Source organism: Shewanella decolorationis, from assembly GCF_004354305.1.
GTDB lineage: Bacteria > Pseudomonadota > Gammaproteobacteria > Enterobacterales > Shewanellaceae > Shewanella > Shewanella decolorationis.
Window position 1 is genome coordinate 3,960,551 of the sequence record NZ_CP037898.1, and the last position, 25,578, is coordinate 3,986,128.

The 25,578-nt window shown below is 48.3% G+C and carries 24 protein-coding genes, 1 tRNA gene, 1 rRNA gene and 1 other annotated feature; of the genes, 16 read left to right on the top strand and 10 right to left on the bottom strand.

Annotation, left to right across the window (positions count from 1 at the left end):
- The first annotated feature begins 97 nt into the window (after window positions 1-97).
- Window positions 98-970, top strand: a sequence feature (23S ribosomal RNA rRNA prediction is too short).
- A 190-nt stretch (window positions 971-1,160) separates the two neighbouring features.
- The 4 genes from rrf (at window position 1,161) to EYR25_RS17685 (ending at window position 2,428) form a co-directional block, all read left to right on the top strand.
- Window positions 1,161-1,276: ribosomal RNA gene (rrf, locus tag EYR25_RS17670) — 5S ribosomal RNA — on the top strand.
- A 30-nt stretch (window positions 1,277-1,306) separates the two neighbouring features.
- Window positions 1,307-1,383: transfer RNA gene (locus EYR25_RS17675), tRNA-Asp, on the top strand.
- Window positions 1,384-1,696: 313 nt separating this feature from the next.
- Window positions 1,697-1,951, top strand: coding sequence for a YkgJ family cysteine cluster protein (locus EYR25_RS17680; RefSeq protein WP_011624688.1), 255 nt, complete (start codon window positions 1,697-1,699; stop codon window positions 1,949-1,951).
- 21 nt (window positions 1,952-1,972) lie between these two features.
- The gene (locus EYR25_RS17685) at window positions 1,973-2,428 is read left to right on the top strand and encodes an Rrf2 family transcriptional regulator (protein ID WP_023265937.1); all 456 of its coding nucleotides are present in this window, start codon (window positions 1,973-1,975) and stop codon (window positions 2,426-2,428) included.
- On the opposite strand, the gene EYR25_RS17690 is transcribed toward EYR25_RS17685, so the two are convergent.
- Genes EYR25_RS17690 through gpmM form a run of 4 tightly spaced genes read right to left on the bottom strand, consistent with a single transcriptional unit; the run spans window position 2,403 to window position 7,113 of the window.
- Window positions 2,403-3,158, bottom strand: a complete 756-nt coding sequence (locus tag EYR25_RS17690; protein ID WP_133181866.1) for a divergent polysaccharide deacetylase family protein — start codon at window positions 3,156-3,158, stop codon at window positions 2,403-2,405. The two genes, EYR25_RS17685 and EYR25_RS17690, sit on opposite strands and share 26 nt — an antisense overlap.
- 12 nt (window positions 3,159-3,170) lie before the next feature.
- Window positions 3,171-4,376, bottom strand: coding sequence for a S41 family peptidase (locus EYR25_RS17695; protein WP_133181868.1), 1,206 nt, complete (start codon window positions 4,374-4,376; stop codon window positions 3,171-3,173).
- Window positions 4,377-4,424: 48 nt separating this feature from the next.
- On the bottom strand, window positions 4,425-5,558 hold the full coding sequence (locus EYR25_RS17700; protein WP_133181870.1) for a murein hydrolase activator EnvC family protein: 1,134 nt from the start codon (window positions 5,556-5,558) through the stop codon (window positions 4,425-4,427).
- Between the two features lie 10 nt (window positions 5,559-5,568).
- The gene (gene gpmM / locus EYR25_RS17705; protein WP_133181872.1) at window positions 5,569-7,113 is read right to left on the bottom strand and encodes a 2,3-bisphosphoglycerate-independent phosphoglycerate mutase; all 1,545 of its coding nucleotides are present in this window, start codon (window positions 7,111-7,113) and stop codon (window positions 5,569-5,571) included.
- 265 nt (window positions 7,114-7,378) lie between these two features.
- Between gpmM and EYR25_RS17710 the strand changes: the two genes are divergently transcribed.
- The 7 genes from EYR25_RS17710 (at window position 7,379) to EYR25_RS17740 (ending at window position 12,987) form a co-directional block, all read left to right on the top strand.
- The gene (locus tag EYR25_RS17710; protein WP_011624694.1) at window positions 7,379-7,813 is read left to right on the top strand and encodes a rhodanese-like domain-containing protein; all 435 of its coding nucleotides are present in this window, start codon (window positions 7,379-7,381) and stop codon (window positions 7,811-7,813) included.
- Between the two features lie 261 nt (window positions 7,814-8,074).
- On the top strand, window positions 8,075-8,560 hold the full coding sequence (gene secB / locus EYR25_RS17715; RefSeq protein WP_011620882.1) for a protein-export chaperone SecB: 486 nt from the start codon (window positions 8,075-8,077) through the stop codon (window positions 8,558-8,560).
- 4 nt (window positions 8,561-8,564) lie between these two features.
- Window positions 8,565-9,581, top strand: coding sequence for an NAD(P)H-dependent glycerol-3-phosphate dehydrogenase (gene gpsA, locus EYR25_RS17720; protein ID WP_011620883.1), 1,017 nt, complete (start codon window positions 8,565-8,567; stop codon window positions 9,579-9,581).
- 348 nt (window positions 9,582-9,929) lie between these two features.
- Window positions 9,930-11,114 (top strand): BaiN/RdsA family NAD(P)/FAD-dependent oxidoreductase, encoded by a 1,185-nt coding sequence (locus EYR25_RS17725; RefSeq protein ID WP_133181875.1) that lies wholly within the window; start codon window positions 9,930-9,932, stop codon window positions 11,112-11,114.
- A gap of 393 nt (window positions 11,115-11,507) precedes the next feature.
- Complete coding sequence (locus tag EYR25_RS17730; protein WP_133181877.1) at window positions 11,508-11,951, top strand: hypothetical protein; 444 nt, start codon at window positions 11,508-11,510, stop codon at window positions 11,949-11,951.
- Window positions 11,952-12,012: 61 nt separating this feature from the next.
- Entirely contained in the window at window positions 12,013-12,420 is a 408-nt protein-coding gene (locus tag EYR25_RS17735) for an SH3 domain-containing protein (RefSeq protein WP_133181879.1), read from the top strand.
- Between the two features lie 105 nt (window positions 12,421-12,525).
- Window positions 12,526-12,987 (top strand): hypothetical protein, encoded by a 462-nt coding sequence (locus EYR25_RS17740; RefSeq protein WP_133181881.1) that lies wholly within the window; start codon window positions 12,526-12,528, stop codon window positions 12,985-12,987.
- Between the two features lie 275 nt (window positions 12,988-13,262).
- Here the strand turns inward: EYR25_RS17740 and EYR25_RS17745 are convergent, their stop codons facing one another.
- The 5 genes from EYR25_RS17745 to EYR25_RS17765 all read right to left on the bottom strand — a co-directional run bounded on the left by EYR25_RS17745 (window position 13,263) and on the right by EYR25_RS17765 (window position 18,260).
- Window positions 13,263-14,624 carry a TrkH family potassium uptake protein gene (locus EYR25_RS17745; RefSeq protein ID WP_133181883.1) on the bottom strand — a complete coding sequence of 454 codons (1,362 nt, stop codon included), beginning with the start codon at window positions 14,622-14,624 and terminating at the stop codon, window positions 13,263-13,265.
- Between the two features lies 1 nt (window position 14,625).
- Entirely contained in the window at window positions 14,626-15,324 is a 699-nt protein-coding gene (locus EYR25_RS17750; RefSeq protein WP_133181886.1) for a potassium channel family protein, read from the bottom strand.
- A gap of 44 nt (window positions 15,325-15,368) precedes the next feature.
- On the bottom strand, window positions 15,369-16,058 hold the full coding sequence (locus EYR25_RS17755; protein WP_047539613.1) for a response regulator transcription factor: 690 nt from the start codon (window positions 16,056-16,058) through the stop codon (window positions 15,369-15,371).
- Window positions 16,059-17,105 carry a sensor histidine kinase gene (locus EYR25_RS17760; protein WP_133181888.1) on the bottom strand — a complete coding sequence of 349 codons (1,047 nt, stop codon included), beginning with the start codon at window positions 17,103-17,105 and terminating at the stop codon, window positions 16,059-16,061.
- Between the two features lie 228 nt (window positions 17,106-17,333).
- A complete protein-coding gene (locus EYR25_RS17765) occupies window positions 17,334-18,260 on the bottom strand; it encodes a pirin family protein (RefSeq protein WP_133181890.1) in 927 nt (308 codons plus the stop codon).
- Window positions 18,261-18,394: 134 nt separating this feature from the next.
- Between EYR25_RS17765 and EYR25_RS17770 the strand changes: the two genes are divergently transcribed.
- The 4 genes from EYR25_RS17770 (at window position 18,395) to EYR25_RS17785 (ending at window position 22,324) form a co-directional block, all read left to right on the top strand.
- Window positions 18,395-19,132, top strand: a complete 738-nt coding sequence (locus tag EYR25_RS17770; protein WP_133181892.1) for a sulfite exporter TauE/SafE family protein — start codon at window positions 18,395-18,397, stop codon at window positions 19,130-19,132.
- 115 nt (window positions 19,133-19,247) lie between these two features.
- Window positions 19,248-19,712, top strand: a complete 465-nt coding sequence (locus tag EYR25_RS17775) for an NlpC/P60 family protein (RefSeq protein ID WP_133181894.1) — start codon at window positions 19,248-19,250, stop codon at window positions 19,710-19,712.
- A 24-nt stretch (window positions 19,713-19,736) separates the two neighbouring features.
- On the top strand, window positions 19,737-21,206 hold the full coding sequence (locus tag EYR25_RS17780) for an MFS transporter (RefSeq protein ID WP_133181896.1): 1,470 nt from the start codon (window positions 19,737-19,739) through the stop codon (window positions 21,204-21,206).
- An 89-nt stretch (window positions 21,207-21,295) separates the two neighbouring features.
- Window positions 21,296-22,324 (top strand): LacI family DNA-binding transcriptional regulator, encoded by a 1,029-nt coding sequence (locus EYR25_RS17785; RefSeq protein WP_088586461.1) that lies wholly within the window; start codon window positions 21,296-21,298, stop codon window positions 22,322-22,324.
- Between the two features lie 60 nt (window positions 22,325-22,384).
- Here EYR25_RS17785 and gtfA read toward each other — a convergent pair whose 3' ends face one another.
- Window positions 22,385-23,869 (bottom strand): sucrose phosphorylase, encoded by a 1,485-nt coding sequence (gtfA, locus tag EYR25_RS17790; RefSeq protein ID WP_133181898.1) that lies wholly within the window; start codon window positions 23,867-23,869, stop codon window positions 22,385-22,387.
- Window positions 23,870-24,126: 257 nt separating this feature from the next.
- Between gtfA and EYR25_RS17795 the strand changes: the two genes are divergently transcribed.
- Window positions 24,127-25,347 carry an MFS transporter gene (locus EYR25_RS17795; RefSeq protein ID WP_099457167.1) on the top strand — a complete coding sequence of 407 codons (1,221 nt, stop codon included), beginning with the start codon at window positions 24,127-24,129 and terminating at the stop codon, window positions 25,345-25,347.
- The last annotated feature ends 231 nt before the right edge of the window (window positions 25,348-25,578 follow it).

Genomic DNA, 25,578 nt, shown 5'->3' on the forward strand with positions numbered 1-25,578 from the left:
GTCCTAAGGTAGCGAAATTCCTTGTCGGGTAAGTTCCGACCTGCACGAATGGCGTAATGATGGCCACGCTGTCTCCAGCCGAGACTCAGTGAAGTTGAAATTGCGGTGAAGATGCCGTATACCCGCGGCTAGACGGAAAGACCCCGTGAACCTTTACTATAGCTTGGCACTGAACATTGACCCTACATGTGTAGGATAGGTGGGAGACTTTGAAGCGGGAACGCTAGTTCTCGTGGAGTCGTCCTTGAAATACCACCCTTGTAGTGTTGATGTTCTAACTTGGGCCCCTAATCGGGGTTAAGGACAGTGCCTGGTGGGTAGTTTGACTGGGGCGGTCTCCTCCCAAAGAGTAACGGAGGAGCACGAAGGTTGGCTAAGTACGGTCGGACATCGTACGGTTAGTGCAATGGCATAAGCCAGCTTAACTGCGAGACAGACACGTCGAGCAGGTACGAAAGTAGGTCATAGTGATCCGGTGGTTCTGAATGGAAGGGCCATCGCTCAACGGATAAAAGGTACTCCGGGGATAACAGGCTGATACCGCCCAAGAGTTCATATCGACGGCGGTGTTTGGCACCTCGATGTCGGCTCATCACATCCTGGGGCTGAAGTCGGTCCCAAGGGTATGGCTGTTCGCCATTTAAAGTGGTACGCGAGCTGGGTTCAGAACGTCGTGAGACAGTTCGGTCCCTATCTGCCGTGGGCGTTGGATGATTGAGGGGAGTTGCTCCTAGTACGAGAGGACCGGAGTGAACGAACCGCTGGTGTTCGGGTTGTCATGCCAATGGCATTGCCCGGTAGCTATGTTCGGAATCGATAACCGCTGAAAGCATCTAAGCGGGAAGCGAGCCCCAAGATGAGTCATCCCTTGGACTTTAAGTCCACTAAAGAGCCGTTCGAGACTAGGACGTTGATAGGTCAGGTGTGTAAGCGTTGTGAGGCGTTGAGCTAACTGATACTAATGACTCGAGAGGCTTAACCATACAACCCAGATGGGTTTTACTGAAAATGTTCCAGACATTTTCCAGTACTTCCTCCTTCCCTGGAGGTCGTACAGTACTTAGCTTGAATACAAACACTTAAGAAGTGTAACTCAAACCAGCTTTCCGAATTTAATTTACTGCCTGCGACAATAAGACGGGTAGTGAATAACAAATTTGCTTGGTGACAATAGCATTGTGGTCCCACCTGATCCCATCCCGAACTCAGAAGTGAAACGCAATCGCGCCGATGGTAGTGTGGGGTCTCCCCATGTGAGAGTAGGTCATCGCCAAGCGCCTAATTTGGTCAATGACCAGACAGAGTTGGAGCGGTAGTTCAGTTGGTTAGAATACCGGCCTGTCACGCCGGGGGTCGCGGGTTCGAGTCCCGTCCGCTCCGCCAACATTAAGAGATAAGCCTCTGCAGCAATGCAGAGGCTTTTTTCGTTATGCCGTTTTGTCTATTTCCGCTTACAACGAATTCGTTGGCTGAAATACCACGGATAACGGCTTACTTTTGGCGAGTTGTTACCTGCTTGGTTTGATTAAAAGAGCTTAGCGATTTGTTTATGATAAACTGCTCATTTTTATGGTGAGACTGGTGAGTTTTTCATTTGTGGGAATGCGGTTGTGCGCCACTTGGCAGTATTGAACTGTGCTTCTGCCTTCACATCAATTAAACGTTATAATGTCTACCAACTTTTATGAGTAATAAAATGAATTGTCGTCTAGGTTGCGGTGCTTGCTGTATTGCACCTTCAATCAGCAGTGGGATCCCTGGTATGCCAAATGGTAAGGCGGCTGGAGAGCGCTGTGTGCAGCTCAGTGATGACAATTTATGTTTGATTTTCGGCTCGCCTGATCGTCCTGCGGTTTGTAGTGATTTTGAAGCGTCTTTAGATGTCTGTGGGGATTCAAACGAAGAGGCGCTCTGGTTGATCACAAACCTTGAATCTCAAACATCTCAATAGTTTATTGCTGACAGGTGAATTATGCAGTTAACACGCTATACCGACTTTGGTGTTCGCACGCTGATGTATCTGGCGGTTCAGCCCGATAGAACAACCCTTTTTAGGATCGCGGAGATTACCGAGGTCTTCGATTTGTCGCCAAATCATGTCTCGAAGATTGTGCACCACTTAGGCAAGTTGGGTTATCTGGAAACCATACGCGGCAAAATGGGCGGATTTCGTTTAGGTAAACCAGCGAGCGAAATTAATCTTGGAAAGCTTATTCGTGCGTTAGAGAACTCACTGGCTCCGATTGATTGCAGCAAACCTTACTGTCGTTTCACTCCTGCCTGTCAGTTGAAGGGCGTGTTAGCCCAAGCCGTTGAGGCGTATTTAAACGTGCTCGATCAATACAGCCTGCAGGACATTGTGAGTAATCGAAATGAGCTGCTGGCACTGCTGCCAGATATGACTATTTCTGTCTTACAGCTGGATTAGCGCCTTTCTCATGGGCTAGTTCGATGGGCAGCAAGTTTGATGTCGGCACTAGCTCAATGCCTTGCGCCTTTAGGCGCGCTAAGTTCGTTTTTAAGAAGTGAATGGTTTCGGGGTAAGGATGGGCGATAGCCACTAGACTGCCTTGCGAGTGAGCCTGACTTATCATCAAATTAAACTGTTTTTCCAGCGCTGCAGCACTGACGTCATTATCGAGAAAGAGTTGGCGTCGTAACAGTGGCACGCCGAGCGAATCTGCCTTATCTCCTGCCTTAGTGAACTTGGTTGTCATACTATCGACAAAGTAGAGCTGCTTCTGCTTTAGCGTTTCCATCACCCATAGCATAGGATCATCGAGCTGCGTCAGCAGACTTCCCATATGATTGTTGGCGCCTTTAGCAAAGGGCACACTGGCGATGGCTGCAAGTACACTGCTACGGATCTGTGCTTCACTCATATTATTCGTTAAACCACCAACACCTAAGGCTTTACCATTGAGTGCCTGCATGGGTAAGTGCAGCATAATCTCATGGCCTTTGGCATGCGCGGCTTTAGCTAATTTACTGCTGAGCGGTGTGTGTGGCAGCACCGACAAGGTGACTGCGCTGGGAAGTGACAGCACAGCTTCGTCGGTGTGGCGGTAGCCAATATCATCGATGATTAGGGCGATTTGAGCCGCATTGCTTGGCGCAATGCACAGGGCCCAAAGGGTCAATATGTAAAATAAACGCACTATTTCTTCTTATTAGTCATGATGTTGCATCCAAGCGATTGCCGAGGTGACTAGGCTGTCTTGGCTGACATCGGTTCGTGCTGAGATGGCGTCGATTATAGCCATATTCTTTTGATTGGAGCCAGTTTCGGTCGCAACTTTAATGTCGGGCACTATGCCGATATTGTGAATGTTTTCCCCTCTGGGCGTGTTGTACTGGGCGATGGTGAGCTTGATGGCATTGCCGTCGTTCAGTATGGGGATAAGACTTTGCACTGTGCCTTTGCCAAAGCTTGTTTCGCCGAGTAGTTTGGCGCGGCCATTTTCCTGCAGGGCGGCGGCGAGGACTTCGGAGGCGGAGGCCGAGCCTTTGTTGATCAGCACTAAAATAGGCACATTGGTCAACATGGTTTGCGGTGAGGCGTAATAGTCGGAATTGGCATCGAAGAAACGGCCAGAGGTCGAGACGATTCGGCCCTTCGCTAAAAAGAGGTCAGCAATTTTTATTGCCTGATCCAGCAAGCCGCCGGGATTATTGCGTAGGTCTAATATTAAGCCTGTGAGATGCGCGTTTTGCCACTGGCTTAAACTGCGCACCATATCCTCGGTGGAGTTCTCTTGGAAGCTACTGAGCCTAATGTAGCCGATATTGCCATCCAGCAATTTGCTAGTGACAGATTGAATGGTGATAGTGCTAGGTTTGAGTGATACCTCGAACAGAGCGTCATCATTATGGTGCTTCAGGGTGAGACGAATACTCTGATTACTCAGACTATGTTGTTTGATTTGATTGAGGATATCCGCAAGATTGGTTTCGGTCGTTGGCGTGTTATTCAGCTTGATAATGATATCGCCCGCCCGGATCCCAGCCTGTTCGGCGGGGGAGTTGGCGAAGGGCGCGATAATGCTGATATGGTCTTTATCGCTGGCGACTTCAAAACCAAAGCCGAAGTATTCGCCGCGATTGGAGTCTTTTAAGTCGAGTAACTCTTGGTGATTTAAAAAGCTGGAATAGGGATCTAAATGCTCAAAAATCCCTTTAATGGCGGCTTGCACTAGCTCATCTTTGGAAACGGTTTTAACGTAATAGGTTTCGACCGTTTCTAATACATCCTGCAATAGCGGGTAGTCGAAGTCACTCTGATATGACTTGGCATTCTCTTGGCTGGAGAGGCTAATGGACAGGCCTAGGCTGAGGCCGAGTCCGAGGCAGACGATATTGCGGATTAGTTGTTTCATAGCCGTCCCCTGTGATGATGGGGACGGCCACCTTAGCAACAGTACTGATTAACGGCAGTACTTGGCTGGATCGACCGCTTGCCCCTTATACCTTATTTCAAAGTATAGGCCAGGCTCAGTCTGTCCACCCGATCGTCCGACTAAAGCAATCGCTTCACCGGTTTTGACCATGTCCCCAGGGCTTTTTAACAGGGCCTGTGCATGGCCGTAGAGGCTCATATAACCTTTACCATGGTCTATCACCATCACCATACCAAAGCCTTTAAGCCAGTCGGCATAGATGACCTTACCGCCAGAAACTGCGCGAATATTTTGCCCTTCGGGTGCTGAGAGCATAGTGCCTTTCCACACCACTTGGCCGGATCTCGGGCTGCCAAAGCTGGCACTGACGCGACCTTTAGTCGGCCACTTGAGTTTGCCGCCTTGTTTATCGAAGCCTTCCATTGAGGGGTTATCACGCATCGCCTTGAGCGCTTGCTCAACCACTCGTTTTAAGCTGGCCTCTTCAATTTGCAGTTGTTCGAGTTCGGCGCCTTTGGTGTTCAGGGTGCGCTGTAATTCTTTTAGGGTGAGCTGGCGTTGATCTTGTTCTTGGTTCAAGCGCTTAGATTGCACTTGTTGCTCGGCCATCAGCTTAGTTAATTGTTTTTGCTTGCTGGTTTGCGAGACTTTAATTTCATCTAGTTCGGTGATGGTTTTCTTTAACTCGTTAATCGAGTTCATGCGTGCCGTGTTGAGATATTGGTAATAGGCCAACATCCGCTCAATCGTGGCGGGACTCTGCTGATTCAGCATCATCTTAGTGTAATCGTGGTTACCGGCAAGATAGGCGCTCGAGAGTTGTTTTGAGAGCGTTTTTTGCTGGCTGACCTTGAGGGTTTCTAACTCTTCTTGGCGTTGTTTGAGTTCGGCGAGCTTAGTATCAATCTGCGCCAAACTGTTTTTGGTGCTATTGACCTTTTTGGCTGCCGCCGCAATCGCTTCTTCATCGCTACGCAGCAGAGCGAGTAACTTTTCTCGCTGTTTACTGGTGTTTTTGAGCGCGCTTTGTTGTTGGTTTATCTGCGCTTGGATGGATTTCAACTCGGACTGACGCTTCTCCAAATCAGAAGCGTAGACCGAGAAAGATAACATCATAAAGCCAGCAATAATGCTGGCTTTAACGGGGAGTCGAGTGCTCACTAGGTAACAACTACTCTTTTACGTGGATTAAGGGCTTACCCGTCATCTCTGCGGGAATGGTTTCACCCATCAGGTGCAGAATCGTTGGGGCGACATCGCTCAGTTTACCGCCTTCATCTATGGTGGCGTCACGGCCAACAAACACAAAGGGTACAAGTTCACTGGTATGCGCCGTATGGGCTTGGCCAGTGGTCTCGTCGGTCATCTGCTCGGCGTTGCCGTGGTCAGCGGTAATAATACATTCGCCGCCTACTTTCGCCAGTGCATCAACTACGCGGCCGATACAGGCATCAACAGCTTCGCAGGCTTTAACCGCCGCATCGAAGTTGCCAGTATGACCCACCATATCACCGTTAGGGTAGTTACAGATAATCACATCGTATTTGGCGGATTCAATCGCCGCGACTAACTTATCCGTCAACTCGGTTGAGCTCATCTCGGGTTGTAAGTCGTAGGTTGCCACTTTAGGTGAGTTGATCAGGATGCGATCTTCACCGTTGAATGGCTCTTCCTTACCGCCGTTGAAGAAGAAGGTCACATGGGCGTATTTTTCAGTTTCGGAGATACGTAACTGAGTACGGCCACGGTTTTGTAGCACTTCACCTAAGGTATTCACTAGGTTTTCAGAAGGATAAGCGATAGGCGCTTTGATATCGGCCGCGTATTCGGTCAGCGTTACAAAGTTAACCTTTGGCGTCACCGCACGTTCAAAACCGTCGAAATCGGCATTGATAAAGCTGCGGGTGATTTGACGAGCACGGTCGGCGCGGAAGTTCATGAAAATCAGCGCGTCGCCATCGTTCAAGCTGGCAACCTTTCCTTCACTGTCGGTAATGGCAGAAGACGACACAAACTCATCGTTTTCATCACGGCCATAAGCGGCTTCTAACGCGGTCACGGCGTTATCGTATTGGAACTTCGCCTTGCCTTGAGTGATAAGATCGTAAGCCTGAGACACGCGGTCCCAACGGTTATCGCGGTCCATAGCAAAGTAACGACCAATAATCGAGGCGATACGGCCATGGCCCAATGTAGTAAACAGATCATCAAAGTGGCTTAGGCTGCCTTTGGCGCTGCGAGGTGGGGTATCGCGACCGTCTAAGAAGGCATGTAAATACACTTTAGTAGCACCGCGCGCTACTGCCATACGACACATTGCTTCGATATGTTCTTCATGGCTATGTACGCCACCGGGAGAAAGCAGACCCATAATGTGCACTGCACCACCGGCTTTGATGGCCGCATCGACGGCATCACAAAGGGCTGGGTTTTGTTCAAACTCATGATCTGCAATTGCTTTGCTGATGCGGGTCAGCTCTTGGTAAACGATTCGGCCAGAACCTAAGTTGATATGGCCTACTTCAGAGTTCCCCATCTGCCCATCGGGCAAGCCTACATCTAAGCCTGAACCTGAAATTAAACTGTGGGCATATTGGGCGTTGAGACGGTCGAGCACTGGTGTGTTAGCGTGGTAAACCGCATTCATATGCGTGTTTTCACGGTAACCCCAGCCATCGAGGATCAACAACGCGATTGGACGTTTAGTTGTCGTCATGGTGATACCTTTAAAGTTTAAGGAAGCTAAAGAAATCTGAAATTGGTTAAATATTACTACGTAAGCGGGGTACGAAAAAGCGCTTTACCTAGATTAAGGCTATCGAATCGCTATTTGAGCCGATTCTGTGAGCGCCAAGAGAAGCGAGATGGCGCAAGGGCTGAGCTGTGTTCTAGAACTGTGACTAAACTGCTGCAATCTGCCAAGGCAATGGGTATACTCTGTGCCCTTATCGAATTTTTCGCCATTTATACGGGCTGTAACCATGCAAGAATATATCGAATTTTTTAAGGCTCACACTCTGCTAAGTCTGGCTTGGGTGGGTTTGTTTGTAATGCTTGTGGTCAGTGTGATCAAATCGAGCTTTTCAAAAATCAAAAATGTCACTCATCAAGAACTCACTATTATGGTGAACCGACAAGACGCTAAAGTTGTGGATGTGCGTTCAAATGACGAGTTCCGTAAAGGCCATATTGTTGATGCAGTTAACGTTACGCTCGCGGATATCAAAAATAATCAGGTTTCTGCCCTTGAAAAGTTCAAAGGCAGTCCCATTATACTGGTATGCAATGCTGGCATGACCTCGTCTCAAGCGGCTCAGCTTTTAAGTAAACAAGGTTTTGAAAACCTATATAACTTGAAAGGTGGTATGGGTGAATGGCAGGCAGCGAATATGCCTGTTTCAAAAAGCAAAAGATAAGTTGTCGGCGGCAGTTATGCGCAGTGCTGCATAGTTAATTGATTTATGCAGCCGTAGCGTCATCATTGTTTGGCATACTAATCCTGTGGTCACTAAGGGCTTAAATTAAGTATTTAGATTGACTTCAAAAGTACCCCGTTAAGGGAACGTTGGGATGGTACTGAGATCTCATACAGGCATCAAAGCACAAGCCCGAGCGAAATAGACAAAAAGCCAGCCGGATAAGCGTTGGCATAACATTGATAGGATAGGTAGGAAATTATGGCTGAAGTAGCAAACAACGAACAACAAGCCCCACAATTCAACATCCAACGTGTTTACACCAAAGATGTTTCTTTCGAAACACCTAACAGCCCAGCTGTATTCCAAAAAGAATGGAATCCAGAAGTTAAGTTAGATTTAGACACTCGCAGCGCTAAATTAGCCGACGACGTATACGAAGTAGTTCTGTCTTTGACTGTGACAGCACAAAACGCTGGCGAAACTGCATTCCTGTGTGAAGTACAACAAGCGGGTATCTTCTCAATCGCAGGTCTGACTGAGCCACAACTGGCTCACTCATTAGGTGCATACTGCCCTAACATCCTATTCCCATATGCGCGTGAAGCTGTAGGTAGCTTAGTGGGTCGTGGTACTTTCCCACAACTGAACTTAGCACCAGTAAACTTCGACGCTCTGTTCGCACAATACGTGCAACAACGTCAAGCCGCAGCAGCTGCACCAGCAGCCGAAGAAGCTAACGCTTAATTACATGAAAAACTCTGCCGATATCACGGTGTTAGGGGCGGGCTCTTATGGCACCGCCCTTGCCATCTCTTTAGCCAGCAATGGTCATAAGACCTTGTTGTGGGGGCACGATCCTGCCCATATGCAAACGCTCGCTCAGGACAAATGCAACCAAGCATTCCTGCCTGGTATTGCCTTCCCCGAGTGTTTACATATCGAAGCCGACTTAGCCAAAGCCTTAGCGGCCAGCAATAATGTGCTGGTTGTGGTACCTAGCCATGTGTTTGGCTCTGTATTGGCCCAAGCAAAACCTTTGTTACGCCAAGATGCTCGCATCGTATGGGCGACCAAAGGACTTGAGCCTGAAACCGGACGTTTGCTGCAAGATGTGGCCCGTGATGTGTTAGGCGAGCAATATCCGCTGGCGGTATTGTCAGGACCGACGTTCGCGAAGGAATTAGCCATGGGGTTACCTACGGCGATTTCGGTTGCGGGCACCTGTCCGAAATTTACCGCTGAGCTAGTGGAATTGCTGCACAGCCCTAAACGCTTACGTGTTTACGCTAACGACGACTTTATCGGCCTGCAATTAGGCGGCGCGGTGAAGAACGTTATCGCCATTGGCGCGGGCATGTCCGACGGTATTGGCTTTGGTGCCAACGCCAGAACGGCGTTAATCACCCGTGGTTTAGTCGAGTTAACCCGTTTAGGCGAAGCCTTAGGCGCCAGCACTGCCACCTTTATGGGTATGGCTGGGTTAGGCGACCTAGTGTTGACTTGTACCGACAACCAATCCCGTAACCGCCGCTTTGGTTTAGCCTTAGGTAAAGGCTGCGATGTGGATACCGCCCAAGCCGAAATTGGCCAAGTGGTTGAAGGTTATCGCAATACTAAAGAAGTGTTTACTCTGGCGAAACGCATGGGCGTCGAAATGCCGATCACCGAGCAAATCTACCAAGTGTTATACCAAGGCAAAGCGCCCTTGGATGCCGCCAAAGAACTGCTCAGCAGAGAAAAGAAATCAGAAACGCCAGCGCAATAAAGCGCTAGCCGTGATGATGCTGAATAAAATAAAGGGTGCTAAAATAGCGCCCTTTTTTATACGTGGACTTCTGGTGCAAGAAGTATCCCCGATCGCCATGGCCCATGATGTTCCCTACATCAAGGGCATTTCCTCCATCCCTGGAGGTCAGATAGTGAAAGAGGGGATTTATGTCCGATTGCTATCGCCTTAATGTACTCGCAGCAGTCTGCATTGACTGTATCCATTAAGGCTAGATGCTGAATGCGGAATATCTATCCCAATATCAAAGACCTACACCGCGCTAAGCCTTTGAACTAAATGGGGAATAGGCAATAGCCAAATCAATTTATCGACTGGAGTATAAGTGTGAAACATCATGATGTAATTATTATCGGAGCCGGCGCCGCAGGATTAATGTGTGCTGCAACAGCGGGTTACCGAGGTCGTGATGTACTGGTACTCGATAATGCCAAGCAGGCTGGGCGTAAAATCCTTATCAGCGGTGGCGGCCGTTGTAACTTTACCAACCTTAAAGTTGAACCCGCCAACTTTATCTGTGGTAACCCGCACTTTGTCAAATCCGCATTGGCACGTTATCCATCGCAGCTGTTTATTGAACTGGTTGAGCGCCACGGCATTGAATACCACGAGCGCGACCATGGCCAGCTGTTCTGCAATGACTCGGCCAAAGAGATAGTCACTATGCTGCTGACCGAATGTGAGTGGGCTGGCGTGAGTATCAAACTTCGCACCGATATTCTGGCGGTGAGCAAAACCGAGGCTGGCCGCTTTGAGCTAAATACCTCAAATGGCGAGTTAAGTTGCGACTCCTTAGTGATCGCCACTGGCGGTTTATCTATGCCAAAACTCGGCGCTACGCCCTACGGCTATCAATTGGCCGAGCAGTTTGGGCTTAAGGTGTTGCCAACTCACGCGGGTCTGGTGCCTTTTACTTGGCACAGCGAAGATAAAATTCGCTTCGAACCGCTATCGGGCATAGCCGTACCAAGCCGCATTACCGCCAAAGATGGCACTGCCTTTAGTGAAGCCTTACTCTTTACCCACAGAGGCTTATCTGGCCCCGCCATTTTGCAGATTTCCAACTATTGGAAAGCGGGTGAAACCATAGAAATCAATCTATTACCCAATATGGATGCCGTACAGGCCTTAGAGCAACAACTGGCCGCACATCCTAAACAGAGTCTGCGCAATACCTTAAGCCAGTGGTTACCTAAGCGGCTGGTGGAAGTGTTATTCGATGAGGCTTTACTCAACAAAGCCTTAAATCAGCTGGTTCATGCAGAGCGCGCCAAGCTGGTGGACGATCTACACCGCTGGACTGTGTTAATGAATGGAACCGAAGGCTATCGCACCGCCGAAGTCACTCTCGGTGGCGTGGATACCCATGAACTCTCCTCCAAAACCATGGAAGCCATAAAAGTCCCCGGCCTGTTTTTTATCGGCGAAGTGATGGACGTAAGTGGTTGGTTAGGCGGCTTTAACTTCCAATGGGCCTGGGCATCTGGCGTGGCCGCTGGACAAGCGGTGTAGTTTTGAGTATGAACAAGTAAGATGACCCAATATGTGGTAAGTTTAATGCGCTATGTGTTTTGGTGAATTATGGAAGACTTTATTTCACTAATAGCCAGAGGTATTTTTTGGCTTTTCGTTGAAATGTTTTTTTATAAGTTATGTTACGTTGTGGGTTACTACTCTCTAAGGCTTATCTCGGCCGGAAAACATCCCAGGTATGAGCTTGAATTGCATGAAGAAGTTGAAAATTATCTTTGGGGGAATTCTTTAGTTTCGCTCTTTGGTCTGTTTCTAATCGCATTTTCTATAGGAATATTATTACATTGCATAATTTGAGAAAACACATAGCAAGCAATGGCAAAGCGATGCGTACCAGGTGCATGCTTTGATCATCAGTTATACAAGGAAGCTATGAGTAAACGTCTAAAAATTGGTGACATAGTTGAGATTCCGTTACCTGATAATGGAATGGGTTATGCTCAATATACGCATAAGCACAAACAATACGGTGCATTGCTACGTGTCTTTCAAGTTTGTGAAAAAGTAGATGATATTTCTGAACTTTCCAATTCACTGCATCAATTCACAACGTTCTTTCCACTTGGTGCTGCGGTGAATAGAGAAGTGGTAAGAATTGCTGGTAATCTACCAATCAAAGATGAGTTAAAAACATTCCCCGTTTTTCGTGCAGGTGTCCCCAATCTGTCTGGCATAGTTGAAACTTGGTGGCTTTGGGATGGAGAAAATGAAACGCGAATTGGCAAACTTTCTTCCGAACAAATGAAGTATCCAATTCGCGGAGTTATAAACGACACACTGTTAATCGAACGCATATGCTCAGGCTGGCAAGGCTGATAAGGCGTTAAAGCAAGGAGGCAGCAGTGCTGTAGCGCTTAGCTTGGCACTCATATTCAATATGAGATATCGGGTAATAGTAAAAAATATTGCACCATGTAGTTGTGAAAATGAAGGAGAAGCTGAGGTTTACTTCCCTGATTTTGAACTGACTATTGTTTGCTACTTTATTGGCAGTGTTGATTCGTTTAAAGGTCACTTCCCTATTAATGAATTGAAATATGCCTATCTAAGATTTTGGCATGCAAACTGGCAGTTGTCTGATAAAAGAAATCGAGCTATCGCAAGAACTGTTGTTGGAACGTACGACAGTTATGAGCTAGGCGAAGATAACGAAAAATTGTTTAAGGTTAATTCTTTACTGCCAATTTTATCAGACAATGAATTAGGTAATTACCAATTAGAAGTTCCTGAGGGAAGTTGGGTAGAATCAACGGGGCGATTTGTTATTGAGGAAGTTGAATGTTAACAAGTTACTTAAATGGACGTAAACGCTTGGCTTGCGCTTCTTCGTTGCTAATTTTAGCCGAGCATTTTACGCCCATTAGTAATAGCGTTATGTATTAAGGTAGCTATGAGTAATTATCTGAGAATTGAGAGAATTCCTTATGAAGAGCCATATCACGTTCAGCTAGTATGGGATGTTTCAAATGGGAACATTAAATCTTGTTTTGAATATTACGACAATGCTGATGCCCTCACAGAAATTGGCGACAGATTAGTAACGTTCCCCCGGCAAAGTGGTGATGTATTTCTGTATGAAATTGGCTCCGAGAAGCCAGAAGATAGGTATGCGTATTATTTTCGATTACAAGTGTTTACTACAAACTCGCGTGGCCGCTCTGCAATTCAAATCAGATTTTGTAATAACCGTGATTTACCTTACCGAGAGGTCATTGAGTTTTGCATTCAAGCAGAGCCAGCTGCAATAAATCGCCTTGGTAAACTGTTCTTGGAGTTTGCAAAACTCGAACATGAATATTTGGCTTGGTCTGATTCCGAGTCATTTATAGGTTATAAATATGAACATGTATAACAAAGCAAGTCTTCATCGCATCTTTAGTGCTGGACTTGCTGCGCGTTGTCGAGTAAATGCCATGGCTCGCCTATCAGTCAGCGTTTAAAGAGCTAAGTTCCAAATTTGACCCTCTTCATCAGTCCTACCAAATCCATGCTTTACACTCTTTTGGGCCCCCAAATGAACTAGTGAACCCATCTTTCCACGACGGATTCACATCAATCGATTATCGCAATGGCTCAGCGTTACAACTCTCTGATTATCAGTAAATTTGTTGGGCCACCAATCAATCCTTAGCCAATTGCTAATTTAGTTTCTGCATAGCGCAGCTTTTTTACCCTTGGGTTGGCAAGGAAGTAGGCCAACATTAGTGGGCCGAGGCGCCCCATAAACATCATAAAGATGATAATCCCTTGGCCTGCACTGGATAAATTACCTGTTAATCCGCGGGATAACCCGACGGTGCCGAGGGCGGATACGGCTTCGAAGGCGATATCCATTATCGGGGCTTTTTCGGTGAGCACGAGGGCGAATATTGCCAGCCAAGTGACGCCGATGGAGATCATCGTCAGGGCGAGCGCCTTGCTAATGGTGTCTTTGGGGATTTCGCGCTTAAACACATAAACGGCTTCATCGCGACGTAAATAGCCGTAGGTGGCGAGAATAAGCACCATAAAGGTCACGACTTTAATGCCGCTGGCGGTACTGAGGGAGCCGCCGCCGATAAACATCAACACTAAAATCAATAGGGTGGAACCATCCTCGAGTTGGTCTATGGGTAGGGTGTTAAAGCCTGCGGTGCGCGGGGTTACGGCTTGAAACCAAGAGGCCAACCATTTGCCGAGTTCGCTTAAGGGCGCGAGGGTGTTAGGGTTGTTGTACTCAATCAGGTAAATGGCTATCACGGCCACGGCATTGATCAGTACGGTGCCAGTAATCATCATACGGCTGTAGACGGTGAGTTTCGACCAACGTTTATTGCGCTTAAGGTCAATCCAAACCGAAAAGCCAAGGCCACCCACAATAAATAAGCCGGTGATGGTGAGGTTGATAACTGGGTCTGCCACATAGGGGATTAAGCTATCTGGGCTTAGGGCAAAACCCGCGTTATTAAAGGCGCTAATGGTATAAAAGAAGCCATGAAACAGGCTGGTTTGCCAGCCAAGCTCGCCGCTCCAATAGACGGATAAAATCAGCATTCCCACGGCTTCAACCAATAGTGAAAACACCAGCACGGCCTTAGCGGTCGAGACTAGGGTGGAGGTATCGGTTTGATTAAACGCTTCTTTCGCCACCGTTTGTTGCAAGAAACCTATCTTACCGCCCAGCGCTATTAGCGTGACGATGGCAAAGGTCATCAAGCCTAGGCCGCCGCATTGAATGAGCAGCGCAATAATCACTTGGCCAAAGGGCGTGAACACACTGCCAGTATCGACGACCACAAGCCCTGTGACTGTCACCGCCGAGGTCACGGTAAAGAGGCTTTGTAGCCAAGTAATGGGCGACTCGGTGGCGATGGGCAGTTTAAGCAAGCAAGTGCCGACCAAGATTAGCAGAGCAAAGCTTGCACTTAAGATAAAGGGCGGCGCGCCAAAGAGTTTTTTACTGGTTTTCGGTGTGTACTCTAGGGGGAGCGAAGGATGCCATTGAACCACGTTACACCAACCTTGGTGCGAGTTGTTTTAACTCGGCACGGCTACCGCAGAGGAATAGAGCATCCTCTGTATGCAGGCTAAAGTCGCTATCAATCTTGCTAAATACGCTCTGCCCGCGCTTAACCATCAGCGGTGTGACTTTGCCTTTAGGGCTGCGTTGTACGTTGGTTTGCTCATCGGTGTTTTTTTCTTGTAGGCTACCTAGCAGTTGGCCAACTGTAACTTGATGTAAATGGGCTTTAATATGGATTTCAACAATATAGAGCCCATCACCTATGGCGAGAAAGTTATTCACCATAGGGTAGTTTAGCGACTGGGCGACGCGGATCCCCATATCTTCTTCGGGGTGAATAATCCGCGCGACATCGAGTTTAGACAATATGGTGTGGTGTGCTTTATTGCTGGCTTTAACCCAAATATTTTGCACGCCGAGATTTTTCAGTGCTAGGGTGCAGAGCAAGCTCGATTGCATATCAAAACCGATAGCGACAATCACGACTTCACTACTGGTAAGATCGAGTTCCCGCAGCGACGCCTCATCGGCGCAGTCACAAATCACCGCTTCAGTAAGACTTTCTACATATTTTTCAACAGCTTTGTGGTCATTGTCGACACCCGTAACCGTATGACCTAAGTGGATCAATTCTCTGCTTACAGCAACGCCGAAGCGGCCTAATCCGATGACAATAAAATGTGCCATTTCATATCCTTTTGTGGTTGAGCTAAAGAGTGAGGCGAGCTGGCCTAGGGCGGGCCGAGGTCGGTGAGTCGATACCCTAAACCGGGCTCGGTTTTGATCAGTTGTTGTTCGTCGCTGTCGTTGAGCTTTTTACGCAGTTGGCGGACTAAAATCCGCAGATAGTGACTATCTTCTTGGTGAGTTTCGCCCCAGATATTGCGCAGCAGTTCGCTCTGTTTCAGCAATTGCCCCGGGTGGGACATTAACTGAACCAGTAGGGCAAACTCTTTTTTGGTGAGGGCGATTTCCTGTTGGTTGAGCCAGCATTGATGGCTGCTCTTTTGTAGAGTGAGCGGGCCAAATTGCAAAATATCGATGGTGCTTGAGGTGTCCACAAGATCACGAACCAACACCTTAATACGTACGATTAATTCCCTGATGCCAAAGGGTTTACTTAGATAGTCGTTAGCGCCTGCCTCGAGTAGGCGGATTTTTTCTTCCTCCTGATCGCGGGCGGTTAAAACCAGCACAGGGGTTTTATCCTGCTGGCGCAGCGCATGGAGTAATTCGATGCCATCGCCATCGGGCAGGCCGAGGTCGAGCACGATAAGGTGTGGCTGATGGTTGCGGTACTGTTTGAGCGCCGTGGCTATGCTAGTGGCGCTTACGTATTCAAAGCCTTCCGCCTCGAGTGAGATCCGCATAAAGGTATGAATTTGTGACTCGTCATCGACCACTAACACCTTGTAAGCCATTTATGCACTTTCCTTCGTTATCGGTAACGCGATGCGGATCAGGCTGCCTTGAGCAACATTTTCGGCACTGATACGCCCGTTATGGGCAGTAATAATCCCTTTGGCGACAGGCAGACCCAATCCAGCTCCGCCATCGGTAGAGGGATGTTGGCGGTAAAACAGTTCGAAAATCGCCTCCTTTTGAGATGGGGCTATGCCTTGTCCTAAGTCTTGAATATCGATACGCAGCATATCTTGGTGGCGATAGAGGCTTACGATCACAGGCTGGTTGGTGGGGGAATAATGCAGGGCATTATCGAGCACATTAAAAATCGCCTGTTCAATCAAAGAGCTGCAAATCATTAATGGTGGTAGCTCTGGCTCAGTATGAATTTTGATTCTGGGTTGCTCAGTTTGAAAGCGAGCGATAGTGCGCTGTAGCACTTCGCGTAGATTGGCTTCATCTAGGCTAAATTTGAGCGCACCATGTTGTAACTTAGTGGCTTGCAAAAGATTTTCGATATATTGGTGCAGGCGATGACTCTCGGCGGCGGCCGAGTCGATAAGCTCCTCGGTTTGCTCTGGGTTGAGCTTGGCTTGGTATTCCTTCAGTGTGGTTAAGGTGCCGATAATGGTCGCAAGGGGCGTGCGTAAATCGTGGGAGACCGAGAGCAAAATGCTGTTTCTGAGCTGTGCCTGTTCGAGTGCGTGCTGCTGGAGGCGGTAATGTTCGGCCAATTTGCTGCTAGTCAGGGCGACCAGCAAAAACACGCTTAGATTGACTATGTCTTCGATATTAAACATCTGCAACGAATAGCGTGGCGCAGTAAACAAAAAATTAAAGCTTACAGCGCCAAACACGGCCACAAAGTAGGCGTAGTTAGCACTGCATTGCAGGGCCACGGCGACCACAGCTAATTGCAGGATAAGCAGTACAGCAATGGCTGAGCCTGAAAATACATCAATAAAATAGCTAGTTATCAGTACGATCACTAACAATATGGCGGTAAATAACGCGGGATGCGAGCGCCAGAATTGGTTGATGGATACTGTGTTTGCAAAAGTCATAACGGCTAAGGCGTTGCGGAAATTAAGGGTACTTTAGCAAAGGCCTGTGGGGATAGCGCGTAAAAAATCCGTAAAATTTTCTGGGGTTTGGCGTGTGGGTGTGGTCTGGCTTTAGCGTCAGGTTGGCGGTTTTGCTCGCCGCCTTGCATCAGATAAGGGCTGCAATACCGCCATTAAGCGAGGCTATCTAGCTCGATTGCCTCGCGTTAACGTATTAACGATTTGGGATTACCAAGGGATGGGCGGCGGCATTAAGCGTTTGCCGTTATAACCCAGCACTGTAGCAAAACGCGGGGACTTGGCCTCCCAATCAGCTTGGGCGCTGGCGATATCTTCCTTGCTGTGGCCGACAAAATTCCACCAAATACTGACGGTGTCGGCGAGGGGGGCCCCGCCAATCAGCAGTATACGTGCACCAGGGTGAAGGTCGAGCGTTACGCTCTCGCGCAGCATGCCAAGGTAAGCGAGATTATTGTTATCAAAGGATTCATCGTCGATATCGAATCGGCCCTCGAGCGGCATTAGGCCATATTCAAAGCGCGGATCAAGCCTGAGTGTCAGTTGAGTGGCCTCTGCTGCGAAGATATCGAGCGCGACGATTGGCGAAAAGTGCAGTGTGGGCGCCTGTTTATCCTTCCACGAGCCAATCAATAGGGTGAATTCGGCGCCCGCCTCCTGCCAAGTCGGCAGCTGGGGATAATGGTCGAACCTCGGGGCTGTGTCTTTGTGTTCCAGCGGCAGCGCAATCCATAGCTGCACCGCATGCATAATACGATGACCTTCGACGGACTCTTCGGTGTGGGCTATGCCATGGCCCGCGGTCATCAGGTTTACTTGCCTCGGGCGGATCACTTGGGCGCTACCTAGGCTGTCCCTGTGCATGATTTCCCCCTCCAGCATCCAAGTGAAGGTTTGAAGGCCGATATGGGGATGCTCGCCCACATTCATTAAGGGGCCGTCGGTGACAGGGCCAATATGATCCAGAAAACACCAAGGGCCTATGAGTCGACGCAGTTTTTGCGGAATCGCCCGCGCTACGGGTATCCCGCCCACATCACTGATTTTGGGGGCAATCTGCTGGATTTGGATCCGCCCATCTTCGACGGGGCATTCCCTTGGGCCGCCGAAAAATGGCGACGTTTGCATTTGACTCATCTCGACTCCTTATCTTCATTTAGACACGGGTAGACTTAACATTTATGCTGGTGCAGCGAGGCGATGTTTCGCCCTCAAGGTCTGTTACTCGATGCTCGACCTTAATGACTTTAACGTAATATTGGGAATCAGGGATGTTAACAGACCCTCTTTTTTGGCTGGTGGCGATTCCTGCGGTGTTGATCACTGGGATCTCTAAATCGGGTTTTGCTGGCGGCGTCGGTGGTTTGACTGTGCCCCTGCTAGCGCTGGCCATAAGCCCGGCAACCGCGGCGGCAATCATGTTACCTTTGCTGATTTATATGGATTTTTTAAGTGTTCGTTCGTGGTGGGGCCAACATAATCCACGCCAATTATGGATCCTTTTACCCGCGGCGATTGTGGGCATAGGCATAGCCTATTGGCTGTTCGACCGATTAAACGAAGATTACTTACGGGCTATTTTAGGCTGTGTATCCTTAGGGTTTGGTCTTTATGGCTTGGTTTTAGGGGATAAAACCCAAGCAACGCCTTCGCCACTCGTGGGGCGGCTCTGCGGCTTAACCGCAGGCTTTACCAGCTTTGTGGCCCATGCGGGCGGGCCGCCACTCAATGCCTATTTGCTGCCGTTACGCTTGGCTAAACCAGAGTTTTTAGCCACGGCCGTGGTGTTTTTTGCGGTGGTGAATCTGGTTAAGTTGGTGCCCTACAGTCTGCTCGGGCAAATTAACCAAGGTAACATTCTGATCTCCTTGTTGCTTGCGCCTTTGGCTTGGTTAGGCGTAAAACTGGGGCTGTCGATCCAAGATAAAATCAGCGATAGGCTGTTTAAACGTATCATCTTGATTTTAATGGTGCTGGTGGGTATTCGTTTACTGTGGACGGCTTTATAGTTTTAAGCTTGGGATTAGCTTAAGCTGTTACCATCGTTTTTTTCACGGTATGTTAGTTATCGCTTTGATAGCACCCGATATTACGCAAGAATTACCCGCGATGAGTTTTACGCTAATGAAACGATTACTGATAGTTATCTTGGCCTTAGGTCTTGGCGCCTGTGCGAGCGCGCCAGAACCTAAGCCTGTGGTAAAGCAAGTTGAACCCGTCTCGGTATGGAACGATAGCAATATCGCCGAATTGCATTCCGAATGGCGCGGCGTGCCCTATCGTTTAGGGGGCGCGACCAAGAAAGGCATTGATTGCTCGGCCTTTGTGTCGGTCGCCTATCAAAAAATGCTGGGCATGACTTTGCCGCGCACCGTTCAAGCGCAGCAAGCTCTCGGCAAACCCGTGGCGCGGGATCAACTGCGTAAAGGTGACTTGGTATTTTTCAAAACGGGTTGGAGCACGCACCATGTTGGCATTTATGTGGGCGGGAATAATTTTCTCCATGTCTCGACGAGCCAAGGGGTAAAAATTTCGAGCCTGCTTAATAGTTATTGGGCATCAAAGTATTGGAATGCAAGGCGAATTTAAGCCTTAATCACAGGTGGAGACTCTATGACCCCAGCGCCTGCTTCGTCCCCGCATGAGCCTCTGCCCACCTCGGTTTTTCTGGCGATTTTCTCCGCCGTTTTCTTACCCATGTTTCTGGCGGCGGTCGATCAAACCCTACTCGCCACCGCAACTCCTGCCATCGTTGAAGATTTGGGCGGCCTCAGGCAAGCCTCGTGGATCACTATCGGCTATATGCTGGCAATGGCTGCTAGCGTACCTATTTACGGCTGGCTGGGGGATAACTTTGGCCGCGCTAAAATTCTGATGATCGCCTTAGTGGTGTTTGCGCTGGGCTCGGTTGTATCCGCCAGTGCTTGGACGATGAACCATATGATTGCCGGGCGGATCCTCCAAGGTCTCGGCGGTGGCGGGCTGATGAGTCTGTCCCAATCCCTTGTGGGTGAACTGGTACCGATACGGCAACGGGCGCGTTTTCAGGGCTATTTTGCTGCTATGTTTACTCTCGCCAGTGTGGGTGGCCCAGTGATTGGCGGCTTTGTGGTGCATGCCTATTCTTGGCATTGGTTATTTTGGGCGAATATTCCCTTGGCTATGCTGGCGGTTTGGAGGCTCAATCGCTTGCATAAACAGAGTGTTAAGCCCGTACGGCAAGGCCGGTTCGACTTGCTCGGCGTGCTGTTATTTCCCGCTATCATTACGGCGCTGTTGTATTGGTTATCTGTGGCAGGGCAAGATTTTGCTTGGCTATCGGCCACAAGCTTAGGCTTTATGGGATTTATCTGTGTGGGCGCCGTTGTGCTACTGTGGTGGGAGCGTCAGCGTGACAGTCCTTTCCTGCCGCTTGATTTACTCGCCAATAAAGCCATTTATATGCCGCTCTTCACGGCCGCACTGTTTGCCGCCTGCCTGTTTGCGATGATCTTCTTTTTACCCATTTACTTACAGGTTGGCTTACACACTAATCCGGCCAAAACGGGCTTGCTGTTGATGCCAATGACCTTTGGCATAGTGATGGGGTCGACCATTGCGGGCAGGCTGTTGAGTCGGGACGTTGCACCTAAATGGTTGCCGACCTTCGGAATGTTGCTGGCCTTTATCGGTTTGCTCATAATCGGTTTAGTGCCGCCGAATGCGGATCTTATTGGCGCCTTAGGTGTGCTGGTGGGTATTGGTTTAGGGACTGTGATGCCCAGCGTACAGCTGGTGGTGCAGAGTGTGTCGGGCAAGGCGCGTTTAAGCCAAATCACTGCTATGGTGTCCTTGAGTCGTTCCATGGGCGCGGCAATTGGCACGGCCCTATTCAGTCTGTTGTTATATGGCTTGTTACCGCTAGAAGGTGCGCAGGTGGGGATTGCGGCGATAAAGCAATTACCCGTTGAGGTTGTACATCACGCCTTCCAATGGGGTTTTATTGCGGCTGCCTTAGTGGCGCTTAGCTGCGCGATTGTCGGCTATCTCTCGCCCGCAACCTTGCTTAAGGATCACGAGAGCGATGCTGCCAATCACGAATAAGATTTGTAGGTGCACGGCGGATTTAAGCTGTGTAGTATTTGCGATAGGTTAGCTTCCGCTGTGACCCCATTCTTTGCCAGGAATTCTGCATGACAACTAAAAACTGGACCTTAAAGAGCATAGCAAACGAGCTAGGTGTCTCTAACGCCACTGTTTCTAATGCTTTTAATCGTCCCGATCAGCTTTCGGAAAAGCGCCGCAACGAGATTTTGGCCGCCTGCTCCAAATTGGGTTACTTTGGCCCAAACAAGGCGGCTCAATCCTTACGTAGGGGCAAATTTGATACCGTCGCGCTGGTATTGTCCGATAGTGTTGAATATATGGTGTCCGATCCTGTCGCCAGTAAGTTTATGAAGGGGGTAGCTTCGGTATTGGAGCGGGAAAAACTTAACTTATTGCTGTTTTCTGGCAGCTCCGACAGTGTGAATGCGGTGGCCGATTTTGTGGATGGGTTTATTTGTTATGGTCGCCCGCGCAATGCCTTGCTTGCCGAGCAACTAAAACAAGTTAAGAAGAAGGTGGTTACTGTGGATTTTGATATCCACCGCAACGCTTCTGTCAGCATCGACAATAAGTTAGCCGCCTATGAGGTGGCCAAATTAGCGTTAAAATCTCCCACCGATCAGGTGGCTGTATTAGGGTTAAGGTTGCTCGATACCCATTTAACCTGCCGAGTTTACGATTTGAATTTGCTCGAAATCGATATGTCGATTGCACACCAGAGATTGCAGGGATACTTACAGGCGATTGAGGAAACTGGTGTCACCCTTGGTAATGATCGGATTTGGAATATTCCAGAAAGTAATGCGGAATATGCACGGATAGCGGCTAAGGAGGCACTGAATTCGACCCCAAGACCCAATGTATTTTTATGTATGAGCGACTTAATTGCTCTCAGTGTGATGGGGGAGGCGCAGGCCATGGGATTAGCAATTCCAGAGGATATTCGTGTTGTGGGATTTGATGGTATTGATGAGGCAACTCGCTCAACTCCACCGCTGACCACGGTTTATCAATACTCAGAGCAAAAAGGCCAAATGGCGGCGCAGATGTTTATCGACGATGCCGTGCATGCTCAGGTATTAGGGTATGAATTACGGTTAGGTAAAAGCTGCTAATGTATTGATTTTTAAATGCAAAAGGCGCTGTTAAAGCGCCTTTTGTTTTATGTTTGGTATTTATACCTGCGCAGGGATAAGCAAGTCGGCCAAGGCAATTTGGGTTTCGATGCCTTGCTCATCAAGCAGGGTGATCAGCCCTTGTTTATGGGCAAAGTCGAGACTAAGACTGGCCGATGCATTTTGTGCAGACCATGTGAGTGTTAGTGATTTTCCACTGGCTGCCATCGAAAAGCCACCATTGAATGCTGCGCTACTATTGCGCAGTTTTATCAATTTAATTAAAGCGTTAACGACAGGTTTTTGCAGGGCTTGTTGCACCTTTTCTCGGTTTAAATAGGGGCGATTAATGTCTCGGCCGACGTGGGTTTGATTCAGTAACGTCATGTCGTTTGGTATGGCAAGCAGGCCTGTGTAGTAGACCTGTGGAATACCCGGTGCGAAAAACTGAATTGCTCGCGCCATCAAGTAATCTAGGTCATTTTGCCCTAGGGCATCGTAGTAGGTGCAGTTGATTTGATACAAATCGACATTGCTAGCGGCCGCCCCTGTGGCTTGTAAACTCTCGCCTTGACTGTTGCTGTGTATGGTTTCAACTAGATTATCGATTTGTTTTTCGTCCAATAATCCGCGCAAGCCATCCATTGGGCCGACATCGATAATGCCAATACCATCGTGGGTATCTAGTACGGTAATGCAGTTGCGAGGCGCGATTTCAAGCCAGTGGCTCAGGGCGCGACAATCTTGGCTGAAGAGCGTGTGTAAAATCAGCGGCGGTAATGCAAAGTCGTAAACCATATCGACCCGTTTGGCGATATCGATTTGCGTCATATGATGTGAGTGGATTTCGGCTAGGGTTGTCATGCCTAACTGATTGGCTTGCTTTGCTAATTTATCCACGAACTCGAAGGACTCCTCAATCATAAAGCAGCTAGTGCCGGGCTTTTTGATTGCATAACCTGCGGCATCTAAGCGGATTAAATTGACTTTGCTGTGGTTAAATCGCGCCAATACGCGGTTTAAGTAATCCTTACCTGCTGCGGAATTAACGTCGATATCGATCTGGTTGCGGGTAAAGGTGGTCCAAAACTCTTCCGTTGAACCATCCGCTAAGGTGTAAGTGCTAAAACAGCTCCCTGGGCGAGGGCGGTAGATTGCATTTTGATCCTGCTCGCTTAATCCCTCGGGGAATACCTTGTCCTTGGTTAGGAATAAATCCCAGTAAGCGGACTGTTTGCCATGCTTGAGCACATCTTTAAACTCGGGAGACTCTGCGGACATATGGTTAACGATCAAGTCGGCCATGATGTCGAACTCTTCACCTATGCTTTTGACATCGTCCCAATCACCTAAGCGTGAATCCACCTGCACATGGTCTATGGGATCAAAACCCGCATCGCTGCCATCGATGGGATAGTAAAAGGGCAATAAGTGAACGCCCCCAAATAACCCCTGCAATTCGTTATTGAGTAAGGCTTTGAGTTCTTTGAGTCCGGCACCGGTTATCCGATCGACATAGGTGATCAATTGCACTTGATTTTTCATACTTTGCCCACGTTTGAGTTGCCTTCCCAGAGTAAAGTTTGCCCGCGTTTATTTATAAATTGCGCAAACAAACTTAATCGATTAAGTTGTATATTTAACCAATGTGAAACATTATTCAAGTGGTTTGTTTGATTTTTGAGTTAGTCTTAGGTTTTGGGGGGATTAGCTCACTGCTGTACATAAATAATGCCTAAAGCTGTTTGGAGCTTAGCTAGCTTCAGAGGGAGTTAGGCGCGATAACAATAAGGTGAAACAGTATGGTAAGTGATTCAAATTCTGTAGAAAATCGCCATCACACTCGTATTAGAGTGCTGACGTATTTAATGTTTTTTATGTTTGCTATGACCTCCGATGCCGTGGGTGTGATTATCCCGCAGCTGATATCTGAATTTGGCCTCTCTTTGTCTCAGGCGAGTGCCTTCCATTATATGCCGATGATTTTTATCGCAATAAGTGGTCTGTTTCTGGGTTTCTTGGCAGATAAAATAGGGCGTAAACTAACCATTTTATTAGGGCTGTTGTTGTTCGCCATTGCCTGTTTTTTATTTGCGCTTGGGGAGTCGTTTTATTATTTCCTGCTGCTATTAGCCTTGGTGGGCTTGGCGATTGGGGTATTTAAAACCGGAGCCTTAGCCCTGATTGGCGATATTTCTCAGTCGCCAAAACAACATTCCAGCACCATGAATACGGTCGAAGGATTTTTTGGGGTCGGCGCTATGGTGGGCCCTGCCATCGTCAGCTATCTGCTTATCAGTGGTGTGTCATGGAAGTATTTGTATTTTGGGGCGGGGATTTTTTGTCTACTACTTTGTTGGTTAGCGTTTAAGGCTGATTATCCGCAGGTTAAGCAATCCTCTACGGAGACAATTAATCTGGCGAACACCTTCCGCATGATGAAAAACCCTTATGCATTAGGGTTTTCCCTTGCGATTGGTTTGTATGTGGCCACCGAAGTGGCGATTTATGTATGGATGCCTAGCCTGCTGCAAGAGTATCAGGGTGATTACACTGTACTGGCGGCTTATGCCTTGACCCTCTTTTTTACCCTGCGAGCAGGTGGGCGGTTTTTGGGCGGATGGATACTAAATCACTTTTCGTGGCAACAGGTTATGTTTTGGTTTAGCTTAGCGATTAGCCTTTGCTATCTCGGTTCTATGCTCTATGGGGTTGAGGCCGCTGTGATTCTCTTGCCTCTCTCTGGGCTGTTTATGTCAATGATATATCCCACCTTAAACTCCAAGGGGATCAGTTGTTTCCCCGTGGCGCAGCACGGTTCTGTGGCAGGGGTAATCCTGTTTTTTACCGCGGTTTCTGCGGCGCTGGCTCCCCTTTGTATGGGGTTAGTTGGAGATATTTTCGGCCATGTGAAGTATGGCTTTTACCTCGCTACTGGGTTTGCGGTTTTACTGTGCCTGTTAGCGGGCGTTAACCTGATTAAAGATCCTACCCAATCATTGTTGGGCCGTGAAACCGCTTAAATTGGAATGTGAAAGAAAAATTTTTTCTGTCACATTTCTCCGATTAATCAATTAACTATCTATTTTTCTCACTTTAAGTTTGTGGGTCTGTACAAAAAACACACTTGCTTTTTGTTATTTAGTTGCTAACTTGTTAACTTAATCGATTAAGATGTTTTTTAGTAAAGTGAAATAACAGGCTAATCGATTAACAACAATTTCAGTAGAAGTCGCCGTGGGGAGAGGGGCGGC

Bases quoted from the DNA above. Each gene is read 5' to 3' on its own strand.
- EYR25_RS17680 (WP_011624688.1), top strand. From the start codon at position 1,697: ATGAATTGTCGTCTAGGTTGCGGTGCTTGCTGTATTGCACCTTCAATC.
- EYR25_RS17685 (WP_023265937.1), top strand. From the start codon at position 1,973: ATGCAGTTAACACGCTATACCGACTTTGGTGTTCGCACGCTGATGTAT.
- EYR25_RS17695 (WP_133181868.1), bottom strand. From the start codon at position 4,376: ATGAAACAACTAATCCGCAATATCGTCTGCCTCGGACTCGGCCTCAGC.
- gpmM (WP_133181872.1), bottom strand. From the start codon at position 7,113: ATGACGACAACTAAACGTCCAATCGCGTTGTTGATCCTCGATGGCTGG.
- EYR25_RS17710 (WP_011624694.1), top strand. From the start codon at position 7,379: ATGCAAGAATATATCGAATTTTTTAAGGCTCACACTCTGCTAAGTCTG.
- secB (WP_011620882.1), top strand. From the start codon at position 8,075: ATGGCTGAAGTAGCAAACAACGAACAACAAGCCCCACAATTCAACATC.
- gpsA (WP_011620883.1), top strand. From the start codon at position 8,565: ATGAAAAACTCTGCCGATATCACGGTGTTAGGGGCGGGCTCTTATGGC.
- EYR25_RS17730 (WP_133181877.1), top strand. From the start codon at position 11,508: ATGAGTAAACGTCTAAAAATTGGTGACATAGTTGAGATTCCGTTACCT.
- EYR25_RS17735 (WP_133181879.1), top strand. From the start codon at position 12,013: ATGAGATATCGGGTAATAGTAAAAAATATTGCACCATGTAGTTGTGAA.
- EYR25_RS17740 (WP_133181881.1), top strand. From the start codon at position 12,526: ATGAGTAATTATCTGAGAATTGAGAGAATTCCTTATGAAGAGCCATAT.
- EYR25_RS17750 (WP_133181886.1), bottom strand. From the start codon at position 15,324: ATGGCACATTTTATTGTCATCGGATTAGGCCGCTTCGGCGTTGCTGTA.
- EYR25_RS17755 (WP_047539613.1), bottom strand. From the start codon at position 16,058: ATGGCTTACAAGGTGTTAGTGGTCGATGACGAGTCACAAATTCATACC.
- EYR25_RS17760 (WP_133181888.1), bottom strand. From the start codon at position 17,105: ATGACTTTTGCAAACACAGTATCCATCAACCAATTCTGGCGCTCGCAT.
- EYR25_RS17765 (WP_133181890.1), bottom strand. From the start codon at position 18,260: ATGAGTCAAATGCAAACGTCGCCATTTTTCGGCGGCCCAAGGGAATGC.
- EYR25_RS17770 (WP_133181892.1), top strand. From the start codon at position 18,395: ATGTTAACAGACCCTCTTTTTTGGCTGGTGGCGATTCCTGCGGTGTTG.
- EYR25_RS17775 (WP_133181894.1), top strand. From the start codon at position 19,248: ATGAAACGATTACTGATAGTTATCTTGGCCTTAGGTCTTGGCGCCTGT.
- EYR25_RS17780 (WP_133181896.1), top strand. From the start codon at position 19,737: ATGACCCCAGCGCCTGCTTCGTCCCCGCATGAGCCTCTGCCCACCTCG.
- EYR25_RS17785 (WP_088586461.1), top strand. From the start codon at position 21,296: ATGACAACTAAAAACTGGACCTTAAAGAGCATAGCAAACGAGCTAGGT.
- gtfA (WP_133181898.1), bottom strand. From the start codon at position 23,869: ATGAAAAATCAAGTGCAATTGATCACCTATGTCGATCGGATAACCGGT.
- EYR25_RS17795 (WP_099457167.1), top strand. From the start codon at position 24,127: ATGGTAAGTGATTCAAATTCTGTAGAAAATCGCCATCACACTCGTATT.